This is a genomic window from Fodinibius roseus (assembly GCF_900129315.1).
In the GTDB taxonomy this organism is placed as follows: domain Bacteria; phylum Bacteroidota; class Rhodothermia; order Balneolales; family Balneolaceae; genus Fodinibius; species Fodinibius roseus.
This window is the reverse complement of the sequence record NZ_FQUS01000006.1, coordinates 99,321-121,815: the sequence shown is the minus strand read 5'-3', so window position 1 is coordinate 121,815 and position 22,495 is coordinate 99,321. Positions and strand designations below refer to the sequence as shown.

Sequence of the window (22,495 nt, the reverse complement as noted above, 5' to 3'; positions counted from 1 at the left end):
CTGATTAGAAACGCTAACTGATGGCTTTACGCCAGACATTGAGTCGCCCAAAGGCGTGCTTCATGTGTGAGCCGTACCAGCTAAACCATTCGCCTTCAACCAATAGAACCCGTGCGGCGGGACATACCTCCTGTACTTGTGCGAGGTGTTTTTCCCGGAACGGGTAGGGTTCGCTGCTGAGCAGAACCAGGTCCGGGTTATAGCTCTGCAGCTCGTTGAGATCGAGTTTTGGGTAGCGGCTCCGGCTGCCATATATATTCGGCAGGTTCCAGTGTTCCAGCACGTCATGGATATAGGTGTCGCCTCCGATACTCATCCACGGGTCTTTCCATATCATATAAGCCGTTCGCAGTTCCGGTTCCCCGGGTCGGTCGGTAAGGCGATCCTGTATATCGGAGATAAGCTCGCCGGCCTGTTCTGTGACTTGCAGTTTTTGTCCCAGCCTGTGGATGGTGATCAGGGCATCCTCGATAGTGGCAATGTCCGTTACTTCAACCTCAAAATCGTCCATAAGCGTTTTGATATCAGTCGGACGATTTTCCTCCTTGTTGGCGATAATAAGATCAGGATCGGCCTGACTGATGGTATCCAGCCGCGGGTTTTTGGTCCCCCCTACAATGGGGATGTCTGCCACCTCTTCTTTCGGGTGCACGCAAAATCGTGTTCTGCCCGCCAGCTTATCCTTCAGCTCCAGATCAATAAGCAGTTCCGTAAGGCTCGGGACTAAACTGATAATACGCCGGTAGTTAGATGCCATAGCGAAAAAATACAAATTTTTGTCTTATTCAGAAATTACCAATATTATTTCCGGGGAAATCTTTCAGGGCAAAGGAAACGGTTTTTCGGATGAGAATCCTTGTTTACCTTAAAAGGCAGTGTTAAAAGTTTTAAAAGAAGAGTTGATTATCCCGGCAACCCTTGTGCTTAGCCTGGATTATTCATGAATAATAAGTAATCATTTGTTATCCTGTTATTTTTTTAAGTTTTAGCATATAGTTAAGCCTTCTTTGTGAAAATCCAGGTTAGATTAAAAAATTTGTAATAAGCCAAAGTTATTGATATATCATACCGTTCCAGTAAATTTAACATACAACATGAAGCACACTCGCTCCTTAACGCCATACCTTGTCATCATTCTCTTTGCTTTCCTCTTTATCTCCTGTGCAAAACGCTCGGGTCCCCCCAAAGTCCTGGTTTTCAGCAAGACGGCCGGGTTCTACCATGAAGCTATTCCCGATGGGGTGGCGGCGATACAGCAGTTGGGGGACGAGCACGGGTTTGAAGTCGACACGACGACGAATGCAGCCCTGTTTACCGAGGATACCCTCCGGCAGTACTCGGCCGTCGTGTTTCTCAATACCAACGGGAATGTGCTTGATAAATACCAGGAAGCTGATTTTGAACGATATATCCAGGCAGGAGGAGGCTACATGGGAATTCATTCCGCTGCGGCTACGGAGTACCAGTGGGGATGGTATGGGCGGCTTGCAGGGGGCTACTTCCTGGATCATCCCGAGGTTCAGGAGGCCGTATTGCATGTGGAGGATGATACCCACGCGTCCACCGAATTCTTGCCCGATCTCTGGAAGCGAACGGACGAGTGGTACAGTTTCGATAACTTTAATGAGGAGGTGAATGTCCTTTTGACGATTGATGAGGATAGTTACGAAGGGGGCACTGCCATGGGCTATCACCCGATGGCCTGGTATCACAACTATGACGGGGGACGAGCTTTTTACACGGCACTGGGACATACGAAAGAATCGTATACCGATGAGCGGTACCTGAACCATATCCTGGCGGGCATTGAATATGCTATCGGAGAGAACCATAAGCTGGATTACACGGAAGCTACGACCCACCGGGTGCCTGATGCCAATCGTTTTTCGAAAACTCAACTGGTAAGCGGTAAGCTGTTTGAGCCGACAGAAATGACGATTTTGCCCGATCGCAATATCCTGATTGCCCAGCGGCGCGGGGGCATATTACTGTATAATAATCGAGATTCCACCTTAAGCCCGGTGGGAGCGCTGGATGTGTACTGGAAAACCGACGAACCCAACGTGAACGCCGAAGAGGGACTGATGGGCATTCAGGCGGATCCCGATTTTGAAGAAAACGGCTATGTCTATGCTTTTTACAGTCCGGCGGATACCTCGGTAAACCGGTTGTCCCGGTTTACCTTTGAAGAGGATACGCTTCGCTCGGAGACCACTATCCTGCAGTTTTATTCCAAGCGGGATATCTGTTGCCATACCGGCGGATCGATCGCTTTTGATCAAGAAGGATTGCTCTACCTTTCGACGGGTGATAATTCGACCCCGTTTAACCAGCCTGACCAGCCGTATGTACTCGACGGCTATGCGCCGCTGGACGAGCGGGAAGGATTTGAGCAGTATGATGCCCGGCGCACCTCCGGCAATGCCAATGACCTGCGCGGGAAGATCTTGCGTATTCGCGTGAACGAGGATGGCAGTTACGAAATACCGGAGGGAAACCTCTATCCCGAAGGCAGGGAGGGCACGCGCCCCGAAATCTATGTGCAGGGCAATCGGAATCCGTATCGCATTTCCGTTGACCAGGAGAACGGTTATCTTTACTGGGGAGAAGTGGGCCCCGACGCCCGTGAAGACAGCCTGGATACGAGAGGTCCCAGGGGATATGATGAAATAAACCAGGCGCGCGAAGCCGGGTTTTTCGGCTGGCCTATGTTTATAGCGGACAACAAGGCCTATCACCGGTATGATTACGGCAGCGGAGAATCCGGGGAGCCCTTTGACCCGGAACAACCCCGTAATCTGTCTCCCAACAATACCGGAATCAAGGAATTGCCCTCGCCCCAGCCGGCTTTTATCTGGTATCCCTACGGCGCCTCCGAGGAATTCCCGCAGGTGGGGACAGGGGGACGAAATGCGATGGCGGGACCGGTATACTATACGGACCGCTATCCCGGGGAAACCCGGCTGCCGGAGTACTATGACGGAAAACTGTTTATTTACGACTGGATACGCGGCTGGATTAAAGTGGTGACGATGCAGCCCGGCGGTGATTTTGACAAGATGGAGTCTTTTATGCCGGAGATAGAGCTGAACGCCCCTATTGATATGGAAGTTGGTCCCGACGGACGTATTTATATCCTGGAATACGGGAGCGGCTGGTTTGCGGAGAATGATGATTCCGGACTGCTGAGAATCGATTTCAATGCGGGCAATCGTCCCCCGGAAGTAGAGGATCTCTCTGTTAACAAGACCTCAGGCACCCTGCCGTTTGAAATCACAGCCACTGTTGAAGCCGGCGATCCCGAGCAGGATCAGCTGAGCTACATCTGGAGCCTCGGAGAGGGAACCACCATAGAAACAAATGAGCCGCGGCTGGAGCATACGTTTGAGGAAATAGGAGAATATGCCATTTCGGTTGAGGTTCACGACGGACACGGACATTCCGTGGCAAGCAGCTCCGTGTCGGTGTATGCCGGGAACAGGGAGCCCGAGGTGTATATAGATATTGAAGGCAACAGTACTTTTTACTTTCCCGGCCGGCCGGTTTCATACGCGGTGCGTGTCGAGGATGAAGAGGGTTCCACTGCCCCGGATGATCTTGACCTCTCGAGGCTATTTGTTACGGCCAGTTATGTAGAAGGGGAGGAGAGGACAGACGCCCCGCAGGGACATCAGGAAGCAACGGAAACGATGAGCGGTAAGAGTATGATCGAATCGTACGATTGCCAGGCATGTCACACCGTGGACTCTCCCTCTGTTGGCCCCTCTTATACAGCGATTGCTGAGCGATACCGGGATTCCACCGGTATTCATTCGTATTTGATTGATAAAATTATAAACGGAAGCACCGGGGTATGGGGCGACCGGGCGATGCCGGCTCATCTCGAGCTAAGCGAAGCGGATGCCCATAAAATCGTTTCCTGGATTATGACGCACAGTGGTGAGGGACAGGCCCGTGAATCGCTACCGCCCTCGGGACAGCTGCAGCCTACCCTGGATAAAGAGTTGATTTCGAATGGAGTATTCATCCTATCGGCCAGCTATACCGATCAGGGCAGTACCGATGCCAAACCGCTGACCGGGAATACCAGCGTATACCTGCGGAATAATACGATCTCTTTGGCATCGGCAAAAAATATGCAGGGGTACGAAACGATGACATATGACGACAAGCTGTTGCTGAACGTGCCGGAGGAAGAAGGGTCTTTTGGGTTGGATCATATGGACCTCACCGGTATTTCGGGTGTTCGCATCACGACGGTCACGCGGGAACCGGTAGAAGAGGAGTACCTGTTCGAAATCAGGCTGGATAGCCCCGATGGCAAAAAAGCCGGAGAGGTTCTTCGAAGTGGCGCGGGACAACAAACCGGGGAAGGGTTCGCTAATTCCGTTACCATTCCCGTGGATGAAGGTATTGCTGAGGGTACGCATGAGTTATACATCGTGAGCCGTCCGGCCGGCGGGCAGACCTCGGCACGGCTTGTGCTGTCTGAAATAACGTTTCTCAATGAATAAACGGGCTACCATAACTTATGTGCCGATGAAATACTACACGTTACTTTTTCTGATCATTGCGTTTTGGAGTTGTGAAAAAATAGAAGATGTTACGAACAGGGACTCAAACTGGGCCGTACGGGGAGGAAATAAGGCGCAGGAGCGCTACTCCGGGCTTACCCAGATAGATTCTTCCAATGTTTCAGAGCTGGAAATCGCCTGGACGTATCATACCGGTGATCTTGATGAGGGGGGGACCCAGATGCAGGTGAATCCCCTTGTTATTGACGGGACCCTGTACGGGGTTTCGCCCAAGCTGAAGGTTTTTGCCCTGGACGCCGCTTCGGGAGAAGAAAAGTGGCGGTTTGATCCGTATGCGGAAGAGGACAACCCCTCTGTCAATAGAAACCGCGGCGTGACGTACTGGGAAGAGGGGGATGACGCCCGGATATTATTTACCGCCGGATCTTTTCTCTATGCCCTGGATGCCCGTACCGGAAAAGTCATCGAAGGTTTTGGGAATAACGGAAAGGTAAGTCTCAAGAAAGGCCTGAGGGAGGAGTTCAAGGAGTACTATATGGTCGCTACTTCGCCGGGTGTCATTTATGAGGATCTTATCATCATCGGATCGCTGGTGTCGGAGGGAGCCGACAGCGCGCCGGGCGATATCAAAGCCTTCAATGTGAAGACCGGGGCCCTGGAGTGGACGTTCCATACCATTCCCCGACCGGGAGAGTTCGGCCGTGATACCTGGGATGACCCCAATGCCTGGAAGCGGATCGGAGGAGCCAACAGCTGGGCCGGCATGGCGCTCGATGAAGAGCGGGAGATCGTTTATATCCCTACGGGATCGGCCTCACCCGATTTTTATGGCGGTAACCGGAAGGGCGCCAATTTATTCGCCAATTCGCTGCTGGCCCTGGATGCGTCCACGGGAAAACGCATATGGCATTACCAAACCATCCACCACGACCTGTGGGACCGGGACCTGCCCTCGCCTCCCTCGCTGGTTACCGTCCGTCGCGACGGGCAGGAGATCGATGCGGTGGCCCAACCCACGAAAACGGGATTTGTATTCCTGTTTGACCGGGAGACGGGCAAGCCGCTCTTTGATATCAACGAACGCCCGGTGCCTTCGGAGTCGAATCTGGCGGGGGAAGAGGTATGGCCGACCCAGCCCATCCCCGAGAAGCCGGAACCGCTCATGCGTCAGCATATGGGAGAGGACGATATCAATCCCTACGTATCGCAGCAGGAGCAGGATATCCTCCGGGAAAAGCTCAGGGGGCTGAACAGCAGCCATATGTTTGAGCCCCCGTCGCTGCAGGGAACCCTGCAGTTCCCCGGCTTCGACGGCGGAGCCGAATGGGGAGGCAGTGCCGTCGACCCGGAATCCGGGATGCTGTATGTCAATACCAATGAAGTGCCCTGGATACTTCAGATGATTGATACGAACCCGGACCGGGGTTCAGGTGAGTCCCTGCCCTTGTCTTTGGCACTGGGACGCGAGGAGTATATGTCCACCTGCGTGGCCTGCCATGGTACCGACCTGGAGGGGAGCGGGCGGAGTCCCTCGCTCGTCGACATTGAAGACCGGCTTTCCCCGGATGAGATCTTAAACCTTATTGACAGCGGAAGGGGCATGATGCCCGCTTTTTACCAGGTATCCGAGGCTCGCAAAAAGGCTATTGTTAATTTTTTGGTGGATCGTCCGCATTATGAGGTGGACGTAAACAGCATTTCTGATAAAGAAGAGGCTGCCGGCGACCCGGATGCATCCGAACGCTATATTTTAAACGGCTACCAAAAATTTCGTACGGAGGAGGGATATCCGGCGAACAGTCCCCCATGGGGAAGATTGAATGCGGTGAACCTGAATACGGGGGAGATCGCCTGGCAGGTTCCCCTCGGGGAATATCCCGGGCTGAGCGCGGAAGGCATGCCCGTGACGGGCACTGAAAATTACGGGGGACCCGTACTTACCGGGAGCGGACTGATATTTATTGCTGCTACCCTGGACAAGAAAATAAGGGCGTTCAGCCAAAAAAAGGGCGAGCTGCTGTGGGAGGCAGAGCTGCCCTACGGCGGCTTTGCCACACCGAGTGTTTACGAGGTCGATGGGAAGCAGTATGTCGTCATTGCCTGCGGCGGCGGCAAGCTGGGGGTTGAATCGGGAGACGCCTACGTTGCTTTTTCCCTGCCGGAATAAGCCCGGATAGCCCGCAGGTGTACTTTGAAATTTCTCACGCTCCGGCCTTGCCAAAAGTATTTCCCCAACCTTCTACCTTCTACCTTCTACTTACTACTTATTCACTACTCAATATTCATGGTCGTATTCCCTATGATAATCCCTGCAAGCGACCTCGAAAGAGGTCACCCGAACCGTTTCACGATGGCTTCCACCCGGCGGGCGTAGCTGCCCCCGAACAAATTGGTATGCACCAGGAGAGGATAGAGGTTGTAGATATCCTTTCTTCCCGGGAAGCCGGGTTCCAGGGGACAGCTTTCCTTATAGGAGGCGTAAAAAGCGTTTGAAAATCCCCCGAAGAGATGCGTGAATGCCAGTTCAATCTCCCGATGTCCGTAGTATACCGCCGGGTCGTAAATGGTCGCCTGTCCCTTCCGGTCGTAAAAATAATTGCCGCCCCAGAGATCGCCATGGAGCAGGCCGGGCGGTTCATCGGGAAAAATATCGGGCAGCTGTTGATACAGGGAGGCGAAACGGCTAACCGTGGCTGAGCCGAGTTTTTCGGCATCGGCAGCCATCTGCAGCTGCGGCTTAATGCGTTCCTCAATGAAGAAATCAATCCAGCGGTCGTGACGGCGGTTGGACTGCGGCAACCGCCCGATATAGTTATCATGATCGAGTCCGAACTGCTCTTCCCGGTGCTGGTGCAGGGCAGCAAGGGCCCGGCCGAACTGTTCCGGAGAACCGGGTTGTGAGTTCCCTTCATCAACAAATTCCTGGATGAGGAAGCCGGTCCCCTCCGTTGTTGTGCCTGTACCGTATACCTCCGGAATGCGCAGGTCGGGGTCTGCGGAGGCCAGCAGGTTCAGCCCTTTTTCCTCTTTTACAAACATATCGGTCTCTGCAGTGGCATTCCACTTCAGGAAGCACTCCCTGCCGCCGGAGAGCCTGAGTCTCGCTGCCCGGTTGATGCTGCCTCCGGACACAGAGCGGATATCCTCGATTTCGGCGTTCATCCTTTGTTGAATCTGCTGTCGTATTGAGTCCGGAATCATGACTGAGACGGACGGATATGTGGTTTCAGTTCATTGAGCAGCTCCCTGCAGCTGCGCTTGACGATTTCGAAAACCTTTTCGAAGCCATCAATGCCGCCCGCATAAGGGTCAGGCACCTGTCCGTTTCCGGGACGGGGATCGAAATCCCGCATACGACCAATGTTATCCTCATGACGCTCCGAGGCCAGACGCAATATATTGGCGTAGTTATTGTCGTCCATGGCGAGGATCAAATCATAATGATCGAGGTCGGAAGAGCGCAGCCGGCGCGCTTTGGAGTGCAGGGTAACGCCGTGCTTGTTGGCTGTCCGCTGGCTGTTGCTGTTGGCCGACTCCCCTTCATGATAAGCGGAAGTTCCTGCAGAATCGATTTCAAAAAAATTCGCCAGTCCCTCTTCCTCCACAAGGTGTTGAAAAACACCCTCTGCAGTGGGACTCCGGCAGATGTTACCCAGGCAGACGAAACAAATTTTATAGGACTGTTCCTCGGTTATGGTCTTTTTTATGCTGAGATCCATATAGGTCCGGGTGATATCATATTAACATGTAATAGTCATCCGTACCGCTGTTAACGGTTTTCCGTGCGGGTGTTAAGGGGTATCCGCAGAGGATAACATATTGGCATTGCTATTGGGAATCGATGAATAGCACCCGTATCTGCACGGGCGTTACGTCTCGTTTTCCCATGCAAAGAATAACATAAAGAGAATTCATATTAAAGCTCTGAGGGGAATTTTTCGATTCTGACTTGCAACTTACTTGCCCAATGCTTTTTATGGTTCGCTGACTAAGAAAAATAACATTTCAAAATGTGAATTGATGGACTAAGACTTGTATCTTTGAGGCTCCTTTAAATAGATAAACAGGTTATAAAGAATGATTGGCTGCGGGAAAGTGAGTAAAAAGTGATATATTTACTGCTTTCTTAAAGCATAACTGAGTATGCATAACGGTTTTTATGAGTAAACAGTTTGACGAAGTAAAAAAACTTAATTTCTCGAAATTAGAGGTCGAGACCCTTAAGTGGTGGAAAGATCATAATATTTTTGAGAAAAGTCTTTCTACCCGCGAAGAGGGTATTCCCTTTACGTTTTATGAGGGGCCGCCCACAGCAAACGGGAGACCGGGTATTCATCACGTGATGGCCCGTACGGTCAAAGATATGTTCTGCCGCTATAAAACCCTGAAAGGATACCGGGTAGAGCGAAAGGGAGGCTGGGATACGCACGGGCTCCCGGTGGAAATTGAAGTCGAGAAAGAACTGGGTCTGGAAGGACGTGCACAGGTAGAGGAGTACGGGGTAGCCGAGTATAATAAAAAGTGCCGGAAGAGTGTCCTTAAGTACAAGGATCTATGGGACAAGCTAACCGATCGCATGGCCTATTGGGTGGACCTGGATGATCCCTACATTACGTTTGACAATGATTATATTGAATCGGTCTGGTGGGCCTTTAAGACGCTCTACGAGAAAGGGCTGGTCTACAAGGGGTACAAAATTCAGTGGTATTCGCCCGGCAGCGGAACGGTGCTTTCCTCGCATGAGGTAAGTTTGGGATATGAGGAGACGCAGGATCCCTCCATTTTTGTGAAGTTCAAGGTTGAGATGGCCGAAGATGTGTATTTCCTGGCCTGGACGACAACGCCGTGGACGATCATCTCGAATATGGCGCTGGCCGTGAATCCGGTGTTGGATTATGCCAAGATCAGGCTTTCAGAAGGCGGCCGCACCGAATATTATATCATGGCCAAAGATTGCATTGATGAGATTATCGATCACGACTATGAGATCGTGGAAGAATACAAGGGGGAAGAGCTGGTCGGGTGGACCTACGACCCGGTGTTTGATTATGCGCTGGAAAAATACGAGAAGTCCGAGGCCTGGCGCGTCATCCCCGCAGATTATGTGACAACCGAAGAGGGGACAGGCGTCGTGCATACGGCCCCTGCTTTTGGCGCTGATGACTATGAGACCGCCCAGAAGAATAACATCCCGATGTTTAATCCCATCGACGAGGATGGGAGGTTTACGGATGCGGTGCCCGAATTCGAAGGGGAGTGGTTTAAAGATGCCGACAAGGGCATCGCCCGGGCTATCAAGGATAAATACCTGATGTACAAACACGAGACGTATGTGCACAATTACCCGTTTGACTGGAGAAAAGGGACACCCTTGATGTCCTATCCGGTGGAATCGTGGTTTGTGGAGACCACGGACGTGAAGGATAAGATGGTCAGCTCAAACAAGAAGATTAACTGGAAACCCGAGAGTACGGGAACCGGGCGGTTCGGCACCTGGCTCGAGAATAATGTGGATTGGGCTGTCTCGCGCCAGCGTTACTGGGGATCGCCGATTCCGATCTGGGTGAGCGACAAGGATCCCGATCATATAGAAGTCATCGGCAGCCTCGAAGAGCTGAAAAAGAAGGCCGGCCTGTCCGATGATGAAGAGATTGATCTGCACCGCCCTTATATTGATGACATTACGTGGGAAGGTCCCAACGGGGGCACGATGCATCGCATCCCGGATCTACTGGATGTCTGGTTCGATTCCGGGTCCATGCCTTTCGCCCAGTGGCACTACCCGTTTGAGAATAAAGATAAATTCAAGAAAAACTTCCCGGCCGACTTTATTGCCGAGGGGGTGGATCAGACGCGCGGCTGGTTCTATACGCTGCACGCCCTGGGGACCATGCTTTTCGATCAGCCCGCCTATAAGAATGTGGTAGCCAATGGACTGGTGCTGGATGAAAACGGCAATAAGATGAGTAAATCAAAAGGCAACGCTGTTGAGCCCTTCGAGGTGATTCAGGAGTATGGGGCCGACACCGTGCGCTGGTATATGATGAGCAACTCATCGCCGTGGGAGAACCTCAAATTCAGTGAGGACGGCCTGCGGGAAACCCAGCGTAAGTTTTTTAATACGATTGTCAATACCTATTCCTTTTTCGCCATGTATGCGAATATCGATGAGTTTACCTATTCCGGGAAGACGATTCCGGCGGGGGATCGCCTGGAGATGGACCGCTGGGTTATTTCGCGTCTCAATACTACGGTAAAGCTGGTGGATGAGTTCCTGGATGATTATGAGCCGACAAAGGCGGCCCGGGCTATTGAACAGTTCGTGGAGGAGCTCAGCAACTGGTACGTGCGCCGAAATCGCCGCCGCTTCTGGAAAGAAGGCAAAAGCCTGGATAAAGCAGCGGCCTACCAGACGCTCTATGAGAGTTTGGTGGATTTGGCTAAGCTGATCAGTCCCATAGCACCTTTCCTGGGCGAATGGCTGTATCAGCGCTTGAACAGCGTAACCGAACAGGATGAGGAATCGGTTCATATATCCTTTTATCCTACGGTGGAAGAAACGGCGATCGACAAGCAGCTGGAACACCGGATGGAGCTGGCACAGCAGATCTCGTCGATGGTGCTGAGCCTGCGCAATAAGATCGAAATCAACGTCCGCCAGCCGCTGGAGCGGATCATTCTGCCTATCGAAGGTGAAGAAGAGCGTCAGGCGGTGGAGGCAGTCAAAGACATTATTTTGGATGAAGTCAATGTCAAAGCTATCCAGTTTGTGGATGACGACTCCGGCATTGTACATAAGACGGCCAAGCCCAACTATCCCAAACTGGGCAGCAAGCTGGGCTCCAAAATGAAGCCTGTGGCTGCCAAAGTGGACGAGCTGACGACAGAACAGATCAGCGAATTTGAGGAATCCGGATCTATTGAGCTGGACCTCGGGGAAGAAGGCATTGTTCAGCTGGGCGATGATGCTCTTGAGATTAACCGGACCGGACTCGAGGGCTGGTCGGTTGAAACGGAGAAGGGCCTGAGCGTGGCCCTGGATACAGAGTTGAGTTCTGAGTTGATTCAGGAGGGATTAGCACGAGAGTTTGTCAATCGGATACAGAATATGCGCAAAGAGGCTGATTTTGAGATTGTCGACCGTATTACCATTGGTTTTGAAGGTTCTGACCAGCTGGAAGAAGCCGTGGGATCGATGAAGGAGTATATCAAAAGCGAAACACTTGCTGAAGATATTGTACGGCATAAACTTGAGGTATCAGATTTTGTGAAAACATGGGAAATCGGTGATGAGAAATCAACCATTTCCATCAGAAGAAACCCTAATTAAGAAGATAAGTGGCTGTTATGGCATCTGAAAACAATGAAAATGAGGAACGAGTTACTCCCTATTCCGACGAGGAGTTAGAATATTTCAGGGAGATTATTGAAAGGAAACGCAGGGAAGCTCAGAATGAGCTCGAATCGCTTCAGAGTTCACTGCGCGACAGTATGGAAAATGCCAATGATGAGTCGGCTTATTCTTTCCATATGGCTGATGCAGGGACCGATGCGCAAGAGCGTGAAAAAACGTATATGCTGTTTAACCGGACCAAGAAGTTTCTCCGGTATCTGGACGGAGCCCTGGAACGCATTGACAACAAGACGTACGGTATCTGTAAAGTAACCGGCAAGAAGATTGCCAAAGGTCGTCTCGAGGCGGTACCCCACACGCAACTGAGTATTGAGGCAAAGTTAAAACGTCGATAAACTGACAACCAACTTTTAATATTTTTTGCTTGAATAGCCAAAAAATTACGACTCTAACCGTTCCGATTGTCGTTGTCGTCCTTTTAGATCAGTTGACGAAACACTGGATTCGCCTTTCCCCGGAATGGCAGAACTGGGAGGTTATACCCGGCTGGTTAGCGTTCCATTATACCCAGAACCCTGGGATGGCCCTGGGTATGCGCTGGGCATCGACGGAAATAATAAGCGTTATAGCTATTATAGCAACACTGGGTATTTTAGGATATGTCGTCTACAACAGGAACAGTGCCAATAAGGGCTACCTGTTTTGTATGGGCCTGATTCTGGGGGGGGCGATTGGAAATATTATCGACCGGCTTGTGATGGGGTATATCGGTCAATACGGCGGGGTATTGGAGGGACATGTGGTGGACTTCATTCACTTTAATCTCGAGGTCGGAGGCTATGCCGTTTTTCCCTATATATTTAATGTGGCAGATATTGCTATTAGCGTAGCTATTGTCACAATGCTGGTTTTTCATAATAGAATAATGCCTGTGGAAGAAGAGTCCTTGTCAGCCTCTGAAAAAGAAAAGCTAAAAGAGACGTCACCTGCTGCTGACATGGAGAAGTTTTCTCAATCAGGACCTGGATAAGGTGGGACCGGAAGATCTTTTTAACCGAAGAGTCGGGTGAACTGTTGATATTCTCCCGGTCCGGTTCTTGATGAGCGCTTTCCGGATCGTTCGAAACCTTCACAAAACCGTTCTTTTGCCCCATAGCTGCATTTTTGCAATTTCAACATTCTCACCTGTAGTCTATATATACACTGCGGTTTTGAAACCGTTCAGGCTAATACCCTGGATTTTGCTCCCAATCGGGATTCAAATCCAGATCAAGATTTGGAATGGGGAATAAGCGATGGTGTTCCTGTATATCTTTGCCATCGGCCCGCAACTCTTCCATCAGGCGACCTGTCCTCTTTAAGTCAAACCAGCGTTTGGATTCACCGGCAAATTCCCAGTTTCGCTCACGAGCGACGGCCTGACGGAACTGCTCCTGTGTCAACCCGGAAAGATCCGGCAGCACGCTGTCGGGTTTCTCAAAGCGGGCCCGCTGCCGGACCGAATTGACAGCTTTATACGCTTGTGGCGTGGGCCCCCCATTGGCTTCGTTGACGGCTTCGGCATAGATCAGCAGTACCTCGGCATACCGATAGAGCGGAAAGTTGACGCTCGAGCGCTTGGCATTTGTTTGTCCCGGATCGTAATATTTAAAAAAATGTGGCTTGAAAGTTACGGTAGTATCCCGCTTCTCAAAGGTCCACTCCGAAAAGAAATTCACTTCCTTTCGATAATCATCCGGATATTCCTCATAATAGTTCGTTTCGGGAAAGGAGATTCCGTAGCTGGATCCCCCCGCCGCAACCGGCCAGCCATTGGTATTCTGGGCACTGGGGGCCGTATAGGTCCAAAACCGTCCCTGCTTGCCGGCATTTTGTTCTCCGGCATGGAACTGAATGGAAAAAATATGCTCCCGGCCATTTTCAAACTCCGGTAAAAACAGGTGTCTGTAATCCTCAAACAAACTATAGGTACCTGAATTCATAACTTCCTGTGCTTTCTCAGCCGCATCCTGCCACCGCTCGCGCGTCAGGTACACCTTGGCCAGCAGCGTCTTTGCGGCGCCGACCGTTGCGCGCCCTTCATTAGCATTGTCGTATGAAACCGGCAATACTTGCTCGGCCTGCTCAAGATCCCGCGTGATCTGGGCATATACGCTGTCTACGGGAGCGCGAGGTTTATTAAGCTCTTCGAAACTTTTAGTTTCCCTGGTAATGATTGGTACTTTGCCAAACATCCGCACAAGGTTGAAGTAGGTCAACGCCCGCAAAAACCGGGCTTCTCCGACAATACTTGCCCGCAGCTCGCTGTCCATATCGATATCGGGCACATTATCCGTGACGGCGTTGGCGCGATTGATGATCTGAAAGGAGGCCCGCCACCAGGCCGAGGTAATGGGATTGAGTGCGGTAACCTCGTACTGGTTCAGCGCTGCCCGGGAAGCGTCTACGCCCGGGGGCTGGGCCTGATCGGAGGCGTTGGCTAAGATGAACATAACCCCGTCCATATTGTACAGGTCGGGAGTACCCAATCGCTCATACACGCTGTAGGCAGCAGCTACGGCATCTTCTTCATTCTGATAAAAATTTCCGGGGGCAAGAGTGTCTTCCGGCGTCACATCCAGAAAACTATCCGTACATCCCGCTGATGTGATCATCAGCACGGACATGATCATGAATGAAAGTTTTGTGCTGAAAGAGGTTTCGCTGCTATTCATAACTGAAATTCCTGGTTGAGTTATTAAAATCCGAGTTTAATGCCCATTAAGTACGTTCTGGACTTGGGGTAGGTGCCGTAATCCGTTCCCATATTGCCCAGATTACTGTAGGTGTTTACCTCGGGATCATACCCTTCATAATTCGTGATGGTAAACAGGTTGAGCGCGCTGCCATAAATGCGCAGTGACCGGGCGCCGAAGGTGCTCACCCAGTCGACGGGCAACGTATAGCCAACCGTTACATTCTTAAGCCGCAGGTACGATCCGTCTTCAATAAGCCGGGAGGAGATAGCCCGCATGGCATTTTGTGCGGCACCGTTTCTGGTGCGGTCTGCCCGGGGAATATCGGTGTTCTGGTTATCGGGGGTCCAGCGGTTCAGCACGTCGGTGGTCTGGTTCATAAAACCGCGGGCGGTTTCCAGGCGGAGGGTATTCATGTTCAGCACATCATTACCTATCGAACCCTGCAGGAAAACAGTGAAATCAAATCCTTTGAAGGCAAAGTTGTTCGTGAATCCGATCGTATAATCCGGGAAAGCATTTCCGAGGACGGTCCGGTCATTGCCGTCAATTTGCCCGTCCGGCTCTCCTTCGGGACCACTTATGTCTTTTAAATAGGGATCGCCCGGCTGGGCAGATTCGGGAGCGGCCGGTACATTGTCAATGGCCTCTTGATCGGCATACACACCCCCGTATACGTAGCCGTAGAACTCACCGATCGATCCCCCCTCCCGGATGATGCGAAAATTATTTCCGGTGGCATAGGAGATAGGGGTTCCGACGATCAGCGGCTGGCCGTCGGAGAGTCTCACAACGTTATTTCTGTTCAAAGCAAAATTGACTGACGTGTTCCAGGAAAAACTGTTGCCGGTAACATTTTGGGTGTTGAGTGATACCTCGATCCCTCTGTTTTCGGTACTGCCGATATTATCCAGGAATTGGGAATAGCCGGTGTAGCGGGGAACCCTCTGGATCAATAACAGGTCCGTTGTTTTTTTATAGTATGCATCGGCTGTCAGGTTTATCCTGCTGTTGACAAGGCCCATATCAAGGCCCACATTATACTGTGTTGTCTTCTCCCAGCTAAGGTCTTCATTGGCAAGCGATCCCGGATGGATGCTTACGGCTATGCGGTCACCAAACGTAACCTGGGAGTTTGCAAGCTGAGCTATTGCCGCATAGTTTCCAATCTCCTGGTTCCCTGTAATGCCGTAACTTAATCTGAGTTTTACATTGCTGAACAGGTTTTGCTCCTGCATAAACGGCTCGTTACTGATACGCCAGGCCAATGCAGCAGAGGGGAAAAAGCCGTATTTATTGCCGGCACCGAAGCGCGATGAGCCATCCACACGACCCGTCAGCGTAATAAGATAGCGGTCGTCATAGCCATAGTTGACGCGCCCCAGGTATGAGGCCAGGGTGGAGGTACTGGCTCCGGATGCCGGGTTATTGGGAGATTCGCCCGCATTCAGGTTATTGTATTCGAATGCATCGGTGACAAATCCCGAGGATGCTCCGCGCAACGATTCATTGGTACCTTTTTCGAGTGTAAAGCCGGTTAACAGCTTAAGGGCGTGCAAACCTGAAAATTCATTCTCATAGGTAAGGGTATTTTCATTGGTCCACCGGAAGTCCTGGCGTGTCGAGACCCTGGCAACGCTTTCGTTCTGCTGGCCCTGAAGCGTTGTTATCGGAGCATAAAAATTCTGTTTTCTATAGCCCAGGTTACCGCCCAGGCTTACCCGTGCTTCCAGCCCTTCGGCCAGCATGTATTCGGCATAAATAGTTCCCAGCCCCCTGAACCGGTTACTGGTTCTTGTTTTTTCGAGCGCGGACGCTACCGGGTTATCACGCTGAACGGAATTCCTGTTTTCTGTCTGAAACACATAGTTGCCGTTTTCATCTTTTACAGGTACGGTGGCTGGTATCTGTATCGCGCCATTTACAATACCGGAAAGTCCGCGTCCTCCCGATTCGATCAGGTCGTAGTTGGCCCGGCTTACAATTAAATTATTTCCGATGGTAAAACGGTTGCTCACCTGCTTGTTAAAATTAATACGAAAGCTTCCCCGCCGGTATCCCGAGCCAATCAGGGTGCCTTCCTCATTCAGAAAGTTGGCAGAAATCGCATACTGCGTGCCTTCACCGCCCCCCGTCAGCGATAATTGATAACTCTGCTGCGGAGCTGATCTGAAAACTTCCTCCTGCCAGTCGGTATCGGGATAACTGCCGCCGGGATCAAATATAAGCGGTTCATCGTTGCCGGGATTGTTATCTTCATTGTTATTGTTAACCACCGCTTCATTAGCCAGCGTTATAAATTCATTGCTATTCAACAGGTCCAGTTTCTTGCGAACGTTACTTATCCCGTATTTTGCTTCAAAATCAACCCGGGTATTTCCCCCTCCCTGTTCGGTGGTAATAAGCACAACGCCATTAGCACCCCGGGAGCCGTAAATAGCGGTAGCAGAAGCATCTTTTAATACCTCAATGGAAACAATATCCTGGGGATTAATAAGCGACAGCGGATTTTGATCGGGTGAGGAACCCCCGCCCACCGGCAGCCCGTCAATCACATAGAGCGGGTCATTGCCGGCGCGAAGTGAACTTACCCCCCGTATCCTAACTGTTGAACCGCCGCCCGGCGCGCCTGAATTTCGGGTAACCCGTACGCCGGCTACCCGTCCCTGCAGGAGCTGGTCGGGCGAAGTGACTGACTCGTTTTGGATATCGGCCGCCGAAATAGAAGAGACAGACCCGGTCAGGTCTTGCCTGCGCTGGTTGCCATATCCGACGACAACCACGTCTTCCATTTCGGTCACTTCTTTTTTGAGCGTAACATCTATTTTTTCCCGTCCCTGTACCGGCACTTCCCGGGTTTCGTAGCCTACAAAGGAGAATGAAAGTATTTGTTCTCTCTCTGCTGAAACTTCCAGGGAGTAATGCCCTTGTTTATCCGTGGTCGTCCCCCGTTTGGTACCTTTGAGAAGAACGGAAACGCCCGGGAGGGGTTTGCCAGCACTGTCGGAGCTAACGGTTCCTTCTACGGTGATCGTATCAGCGCTTTCAGCGGACTGCACCTGTTGCTGAAAGGCAGAGCTGAAGATAGAGGATGTGGAAAGACCCAGCGCGTAAGCAAGGGAGGGGAGTGCAAGGAGGACAACTAATAGAAGAATAGCTTTAAATAAATAGGAAAAAGTTCTCTTAACGGAAGTCCGGAACATGGGATACGGATCTCTTTAGGGCGATGATGTTATTTTCTTCTTTATAGTTGACCACCCACGCAGAATGTTCCGTATTTTGTGGTATTTATCCGTCTTTCAAAAAATGCTGCGACTGGAACGGGCAGGGGTTCGGTAGAATCTTAACATATACTTTGGGCGAAGATGTTAGCAGGGGTTCAGCGTAGCCCCCGGCTTTGGTCCCAGCGATTGGAATATTTCCGAACCGGGGAAATAGAGATGCTTCCGGCCACATTATCTCGTTCACAGCAAGCCCTCCGGGGCTGAATAGCAATGCTTTAACCGTCTAATGAAGAGGAGCGCCTCAGGTGCAGGGGGGCGGCATAGACTTTCAAGGGAAACGGTACCGGTAATTTAAAAGGTCTAAAACCCCTGGTTGTTCAAAGCTCTCTTACACATACGGATAGGATTCAGCCACGGAATTCGAACTATTCGTCGGTAACGATACTGTCAATAAAATCCGGGCTGTGGGGATCCAGCTCTTCAAGCTTCAAATCGTGTCCCATTTTGTCGCGCTTGGTTTTGAGGTAGCGCACGTTCTCGGGATAGGCGCCGACTTCTATGGGGACCCGCTCCACCATTTCGAGGCCAAAGCTTTTGAGCCCCACTCGTTTTACTGGATTATTCGTCATCAGTCGCAACTTGGAAATGTCGAGCGAACGCAGGATCTGAGCCCCCACACCGTAATCGCGGTGATCGGGTTCAAAGCCAAGGGCTTCGTTTGCTTCCACGGTATCCATGCCCTCTTCCTGCAGTTTGTATGCTTTCAGTTTGTTGACCAGTCCGATCCCTCTTCCTTCCTGGTTCATATAGAGGACCACGCCTCTGCCTTCTTTTTCAACTTTAAGTAAAGCCTGGTGCAGCTGTTCTCCGCAGTCGCAGCGCTTGGAGCCAAAAATATCGCCGGTCATGCATGAGGAGTGGACGCGGACCAGAATGGGATCTTCTTCCTGCCATTCGCCTTTGACCAGGGCCAGGTGGTGATCTCCGGTAAGACGTTCTTCGAAGGCATGCAGGGTAAAGTCGCCATAAATAGTCGGAAGGTTTACTTCCACGACCTTGCGGACCAGGGATTCCTTCTCCATACGATAGGCGATCAGATCCTTAATCGTTATAATTTTCATGTCAAACTCTTCGGAGAGTTCTATGAGATCGGGAATTCTCGCCATGGCCCCGTTATCTTTCATGATCTCACAGATGATCCCCGCGGGCTTGAGTCCCGCCATGCGAGCAAGGTCGATGGCCGCTTCGGTATGTCCGGCGCGGCGCAGCACGCCGCCGTTAACGCCGATAAGCGGGAAAATATGTCCCGGCCGGCGAAAATCACCGGGCCGGGCATTGTCTTTCATCAATTCGTTGATGGTATTGGCACGATCCGCTGCCGAAATTCCGGTCGTCGTCAACTCTTTATGATCTACAGAAACGGTAAATGCAGCTTCCTCGGGATCGGCCCCCTCCGAAACCATGTAATCAAGGTTAAGCGAATAGGCCTTTTCGCGTGTAATCGGCACGCAAATAAGTCCACGCCCGTATTTGGCCATCACATTGATGGCCTCGGCTGTTACTTTTTCGGCAGCCATCACAAAGTCGCCCTCATTCTCACGGTCTTCATCATCCGCAACAATCACAATACGACCCTGCTTAATGTCTTCGATAGCTGACTCTATGCTATCGAACGTCACTTCACCAGCCATAGCAGAAAATTTTGTTAATCATTTTGATTGGGATTGACGTCGGTAATGGAGCTCTTTTTAAACCGGGCCTTGACGCCGCTGTCGATCTCTGCCAACACGGTATCATCATCAACAGTTCTTACCTGCGCAATCATTCCGCCGGAAGTCACAATCTTGTCCCCTTTTTCAAGGTTTTCCACCATTTTTTTAATCTCTTTCTGGCGCTGACTTTGCGGACGAATAATGAAGAAATAGAAAATCAGGAAGATGGCTCCCAGAAAAATAAGGTTCATCCACCCGGCCTGGTCGGGCGATCCCATAATGAAAAAAGCTGTATCAAACATGCAATTATTAATTTATTTATAATCAGTTGGTTAAGCTTCTTAAGATACTATTTTTGTGGGGATGGAACAATTTTATGGCAGGCTGGGGGGAGTGGCGGGCAGCAGGTTTTTTAAAACCCTGTTTCTTTCTCATGGTAACGCATTGTGGTTGGTTCGAAAATAGCCTTTCAGAATGTTCAAAAACCTGAAACCGTTGTTTTTATTCGTAAAGATGCTGAATGAGTAACACTCATTGGAATGCTGCCGGGTCAGTTAAAGGCACAGAAACTTAATAAGTAATGTAAGCTTAAAGCAAAATGGAGCGTTCTGTATAACTGTCAGAGGCTTTTGCAAAACCGTTGTTTTGGCCAACCTCTACGTTTTCGCGTTTTCAACAACCTCACCTGTAGCCTATACACTGCGGTTTTTGAAATCGCTCAGGGATTGGTATTGAACAAAACTCCTGGTTTTCAAAGATCTCTATCAGGTTAATCCGGATGGAATTTTTTATCGGCTGATGCGTGGTTTCTCAGGATATCCGCCGGCTTAAAACGCGGACCCAGTCCCCGCCGGAACGTTTCGAGTCGCTCTACGATGGTAGCTGCTCCCTGGCGGTCAATATACCGGAAGGGACCGCCGAGAAAGGGGGGAAAGCCCAGGCCGAGCACCGCTCCCAGGTCGCCGTCCGTGGGATTGCGGAGAACATCCTCCTGCAGGCACCATGCGGCCTCGTTGACCATCATAAGCGTCATGCGCTGCTGGACCGTTTGGGCTTCTATCGAGGATCGATCCGGTCCGCCGAAAAATTGGTAAATCTTTTTATTGGGCTCTTTTTTCTTCGTTTTTGATCCTTCCTCTTCGTAGTGGTAGAACCCCTGCCTGTTCTTTTTGCCTTTGTAGCCCTCCTCAAACAGAGTGGTGGGTTTATCACTGGGGTGAAAATCCCGTTCGGCGAAGAGGTCGCTGAGTACCTCGGTGATATGGGCTGCCACATCGATCCCCACTTCGTCAAAAAGCGCCGCCGGTCCCACGGGAAATCCGAACTGTTTCATATGCTTGTCCAGCTCTTCGATGGAGATGCCTTCTTCCAGCAGCATCAGGGCTTCATTCATGTAGGGGGCCAGAATGCGCGTAGTGTAAAAGCCGGGACCGTCGTTGACCACAATTACATGCTTGCCCTGGCGGATGCCCACCTCCCGGGCCGTAGCCGCGACCCAGTCGGCGGTTTGTTCGGTCGTGATAATTTCGAGCAACGGCATTTTAGGCACGGGTGAAAAGTAGTGCATGCCAATAACCTGTTGTGGGCGCTGCGCCGCCCGGGCAATGTCTCGGATCGGCAGGGAGGAGGTATTGGATGCGAAAATGGCTTTTCCGGGCAGCCTGTCCTCTACTTCCCGGAGGATAGACTGTTTCAGCTCCAGGTCTTCAAAAACAGCTTCAATCACCAGGCCCACGTTGGCAAAGCCGTCGTAGCTGTCCGTAGCCGTGACCAGGCTGGAGATGCGGTCGCGCTCGAACGAAGAGATGATCTTTTTTTTCCGTTTCTTCTCCAGATCCCGCCAGATATGCTTCTTCCCCTCAACGGCCTGCTCCGCATTTTGATCCTTCAGGAGAATGCGATAGTCCCCCTTGTTGGCACTCACGTCGGCAATGCCCGAGCCCATAAGTCCCGCTCCCAGCACACCTATTTTTTGAATAGGTTCTGTTTTTTCGGACGCGGGATTCTTTTTGGCTCCCTGCATGGCGAAGAAGAGATTGACCATCGCCTGCGACTCCGGGGTAGCCGCCAGCCAACCGAAGTTTCTGGACTCCAGGTTGAGTCCCGCCCGCATACCGTTTTCGTAGCCCTCTTCCACGCAGTCGATGATGCGCGGTGGTGCCGGGTAGTTGCCTTTGGTTTTCGACCTTGTACGCTTGCGCGCCTGGGAATAGATGATCTTGCGCAGGGGACTCAGTCCCTCCGTCAGCTGATGGAACAGCGAGCGCTTGTCCTTACGCTCGAACCCATCACTGCCAAGCCGGTGCACGGCTTTTTTGGCCGCCTTCAGGATGGCATTTTTATGGGTCAGCTCGTCGACAAGACCCATCTTGTAGGCCTTGCGGGGATAGATGTTCTTGCCGGTTAACAGGTAAGTGAAAGCGTTTTGGATACCGATCAGCCGCGGGAGCCGCTGCGTTCCACCGCCGCCGGGCAGCAGTCCCAGTTGTACTTCCGGCTGGGCCATAACCGTTTGGTCGTGGTCGGACGCCACCCGGTAGTGGCAGGCCATGGCCACTTCGAGTCCGCCTCCCATACAGGAACCGTGGATTGCTGCCACAATCGGCTTCTCAAAGTGTTCGAGATCCAGCAGCAGATCGTTGCCGCGGCGACTCAAATCCTCAATCTCTTCCGGCGCCTTTTTGTTTTTGAGCATCGCTACGTCGGCGCCGGCGATAAAGTTATTTTCCTTGCCGCTGATCAGCACCAGGCCGGTAATCGTTTCCTGTCCCGCCTTCTCCAGCAGGTCCCGGAACTCGGTCATCAGCTGCTCGTCCAGTTTGTTGACTTTCTCACCCGGCTGATCGAGCGTGACAACCAGGATATCGTCTTGTTTTTCGGTAGATAAGTAACTCATGGGAATAATGTATGAAATTTCGAATATCAGACCGTAAAC

The 22,495-nt window shown here is 51.4% G+C and carries 13 protein-coding genes; 5 read left to right on the top strand and 8 right to left on the bottom strand.

Going from position 1 to position 22,495, the window contains the following annotated elements:
• Positions 1 to 13 precede the first annotated feature (13 nt).
• On the bottom strand, positions 14 to 757 hold the full coding sequence (locus BUB16_RS07185) for a helical backbone metal receptor (RefSeq protein ID WP_073061487.1): 744 nt from the start codon (positions 755 to 757) through the stop codon (positions 14 to 16).
• 337 nt (positions 758 to 1,094) lie between these two features.
• Between BUB16_RS07185 and BUB16_RS07180 the strand changes: the two genes are divergently transcribed.
• Together BUB16_RS07180 and BUB16_RS07175 are read left to right on the top strand one after the other, a co-directional pair.
• The gene (locus BUB16_RS07180; protein WP_073061484.1) at positions 1,095 to 4,514 is read left to right on the top strand and encodes a ThuA domain-containing protein; all 3,420 of its coding nucleotides are present in this window, start codon (positions 1,095 to 1,097) and stop codon (positions 4,512 to 4,514) included.
• Entirely contained in the window at positions 4,507 to 6,702 is a 2,196-nt protein-coding gene (locus BUB16_RS07175; protein WP_211483118.1) for a pyrroloquinoline quinone-dependent dehydrogenase, read from the top strand. The genes BUB16_RS07180 and BUB16_RS07175 overlap by 8 nt, the downstream gene beginning before the upstream one ends.
• Before the next feature lie 164 nt (positions 6,703 to 6,866).
• Here the strand turns inward: BUB16_RS07175 and BUB16_RS07170 are convergent, their stop codons facing one another.
• Entirely contained in the window at positions 6,867 to 7,736 is an 870-nt protein-coding gene (locus tag BUB16_RS07170; protein ID WP_073061478.1) for a fructosamine kinase family protein, read from the bottom strand.
• Positions 7,733 to 8,254 carry a low molecular weight protein-tyrosine-phosphatase gene (locus tag BUB16_RS07165; RefSeq protein ID WP_073061475.1) on the bottom strand — a complete coding sequence of 174 codons (522 nt, stop codon included), beginning with the start codon at positions 8,252 to 8,254 and terminating at the stop codon, positions 7,733 to 7,735. The genes BUB16_RS07170 and BUB16_RS07165 overlap by 4 nt, the downstream gene beginning before the upstream one ends.
• Before the next feature lie 440 nt (positions 8,255 to 8,694).
• On the opposite strand from BUB16_RS07165, the gene ileS reads away from it, so the two are divergent.
• The 3 genes from ileS to BUB16_RS07150 are packed head-to-tail and all read left to right on the top strand — an operon-like array spanning position 8,695 to position 12,919.
• Entirely contained in the window at positions 8,695 to 11,865 is a 3,171-nt protein-coding gene (gene ileS, locus BUB16_RS07160) for an isoleucine--tRNA ligase (RefSeq protein ID WP_073061472.1), read from the top strand.
• Between the two features lie 17 nt (positions 11,866 to 11,882).
• Positions 11,883 to 12,284 carry a TraR/DksA family transcriptional regulator gene (locus BUB16_RS07155; protein WP_073061468.1) on the top strand — a complete coding sequence of 134 codons (402 nt, stop codon included), beginning with the start codon at positions 11,883 to 11,885 and terminating at the stop codon, positions 12,282 to 12,284.
• A 29-nt stretch (positions 12,285 to 12,313) separates the two neighbouring features.
• The gene (locus tag BUB16_RS07150) at positions 12,314 to 12,919 is read left to right on the top strand and encodes a signal peptidase II (protein WP_073061464.1); all 606 of its coding nucleotides are present in this window, start codon (positions 12,314 to 12,316) and stop codon (positions 12,917 to 12,919) included.
• A 196-nt stretch (positions 12,920 to 13,115) separates the two neighbouring features.
• Here BUB16_RS07150 and BUB16_RS07145 read toward each other — a convergent pair whose 3' ends face one another.
• From BUB16_RS07145 to BUB16_RS07125, 5 genes are all read right to left on the bottom strand, one after another.
• Entirely contained in the window at positions 13,116 to 14,603 is a 1,488-nt protein-coding gene (locus tag BUB16_RS07145) for a RagB/SusD family nutrient uptake outer membrane protein (protein WP_073061461.1), read from the bottom strand.
• Between the two features lie 23 nt (positions 14,604 to 14,626).
• Complete coding sequence (locus BUB16_RS07140; protein WP_073061458.1) at positions 14,627 to 17,827, bottom strand: SusC/RagA family TonB-linked outer membrane protein; 3,201 nt, start codon at positions 17,825 to 17,827, stop codon at positions 14,627 to 14,629.
• A gap of 446 nt (positions 17,828 to 18,273) precedes the next feature.
• Entirely contained in the window at positions 18,274 to 19,539 is a 1,266-nt protein-coding gene (locus BUB16_RS07135) for a bifunctional 3,4-dihydroxy-2-butanone-4-phosphate synthase/GTP cyclohydrolase II (RefSeq protein WP_073061455.1), read from the bottom strand.
• A 14-nt stretch (positions 19,540 to 19,553) separates the two neighbouring features.
• Positions 19,554 to 19,862, bottom strand: coding sequence for a preprotein translocase subunit YajC (gene yajC / locus BUB16_RS07130; protein ID WP_073061435.1), 309 nt, complete (start codon positions 19,860 to 19,862; stop codon positions 19,554 to 19,556).
• A 467-nt stretch (positions 19,863 to 20,329) separates the two neighbouring features.
• Positions 20,330 to 22,456, bottom strand: a complete 2,127-nt coding sequence (locus BUB16_RS07125; RefSeq protein ID WP_073061432.1) for a 3-hydroxyacyl-CoA dehydrogenase NAD-binding domain-containing protein — start codon at positions 22,454 to 22,456, stop codon at positions 20,330 to 20,332.
• Positions 22,457 to 22,495: the final 39 nt, after the last annotated feature.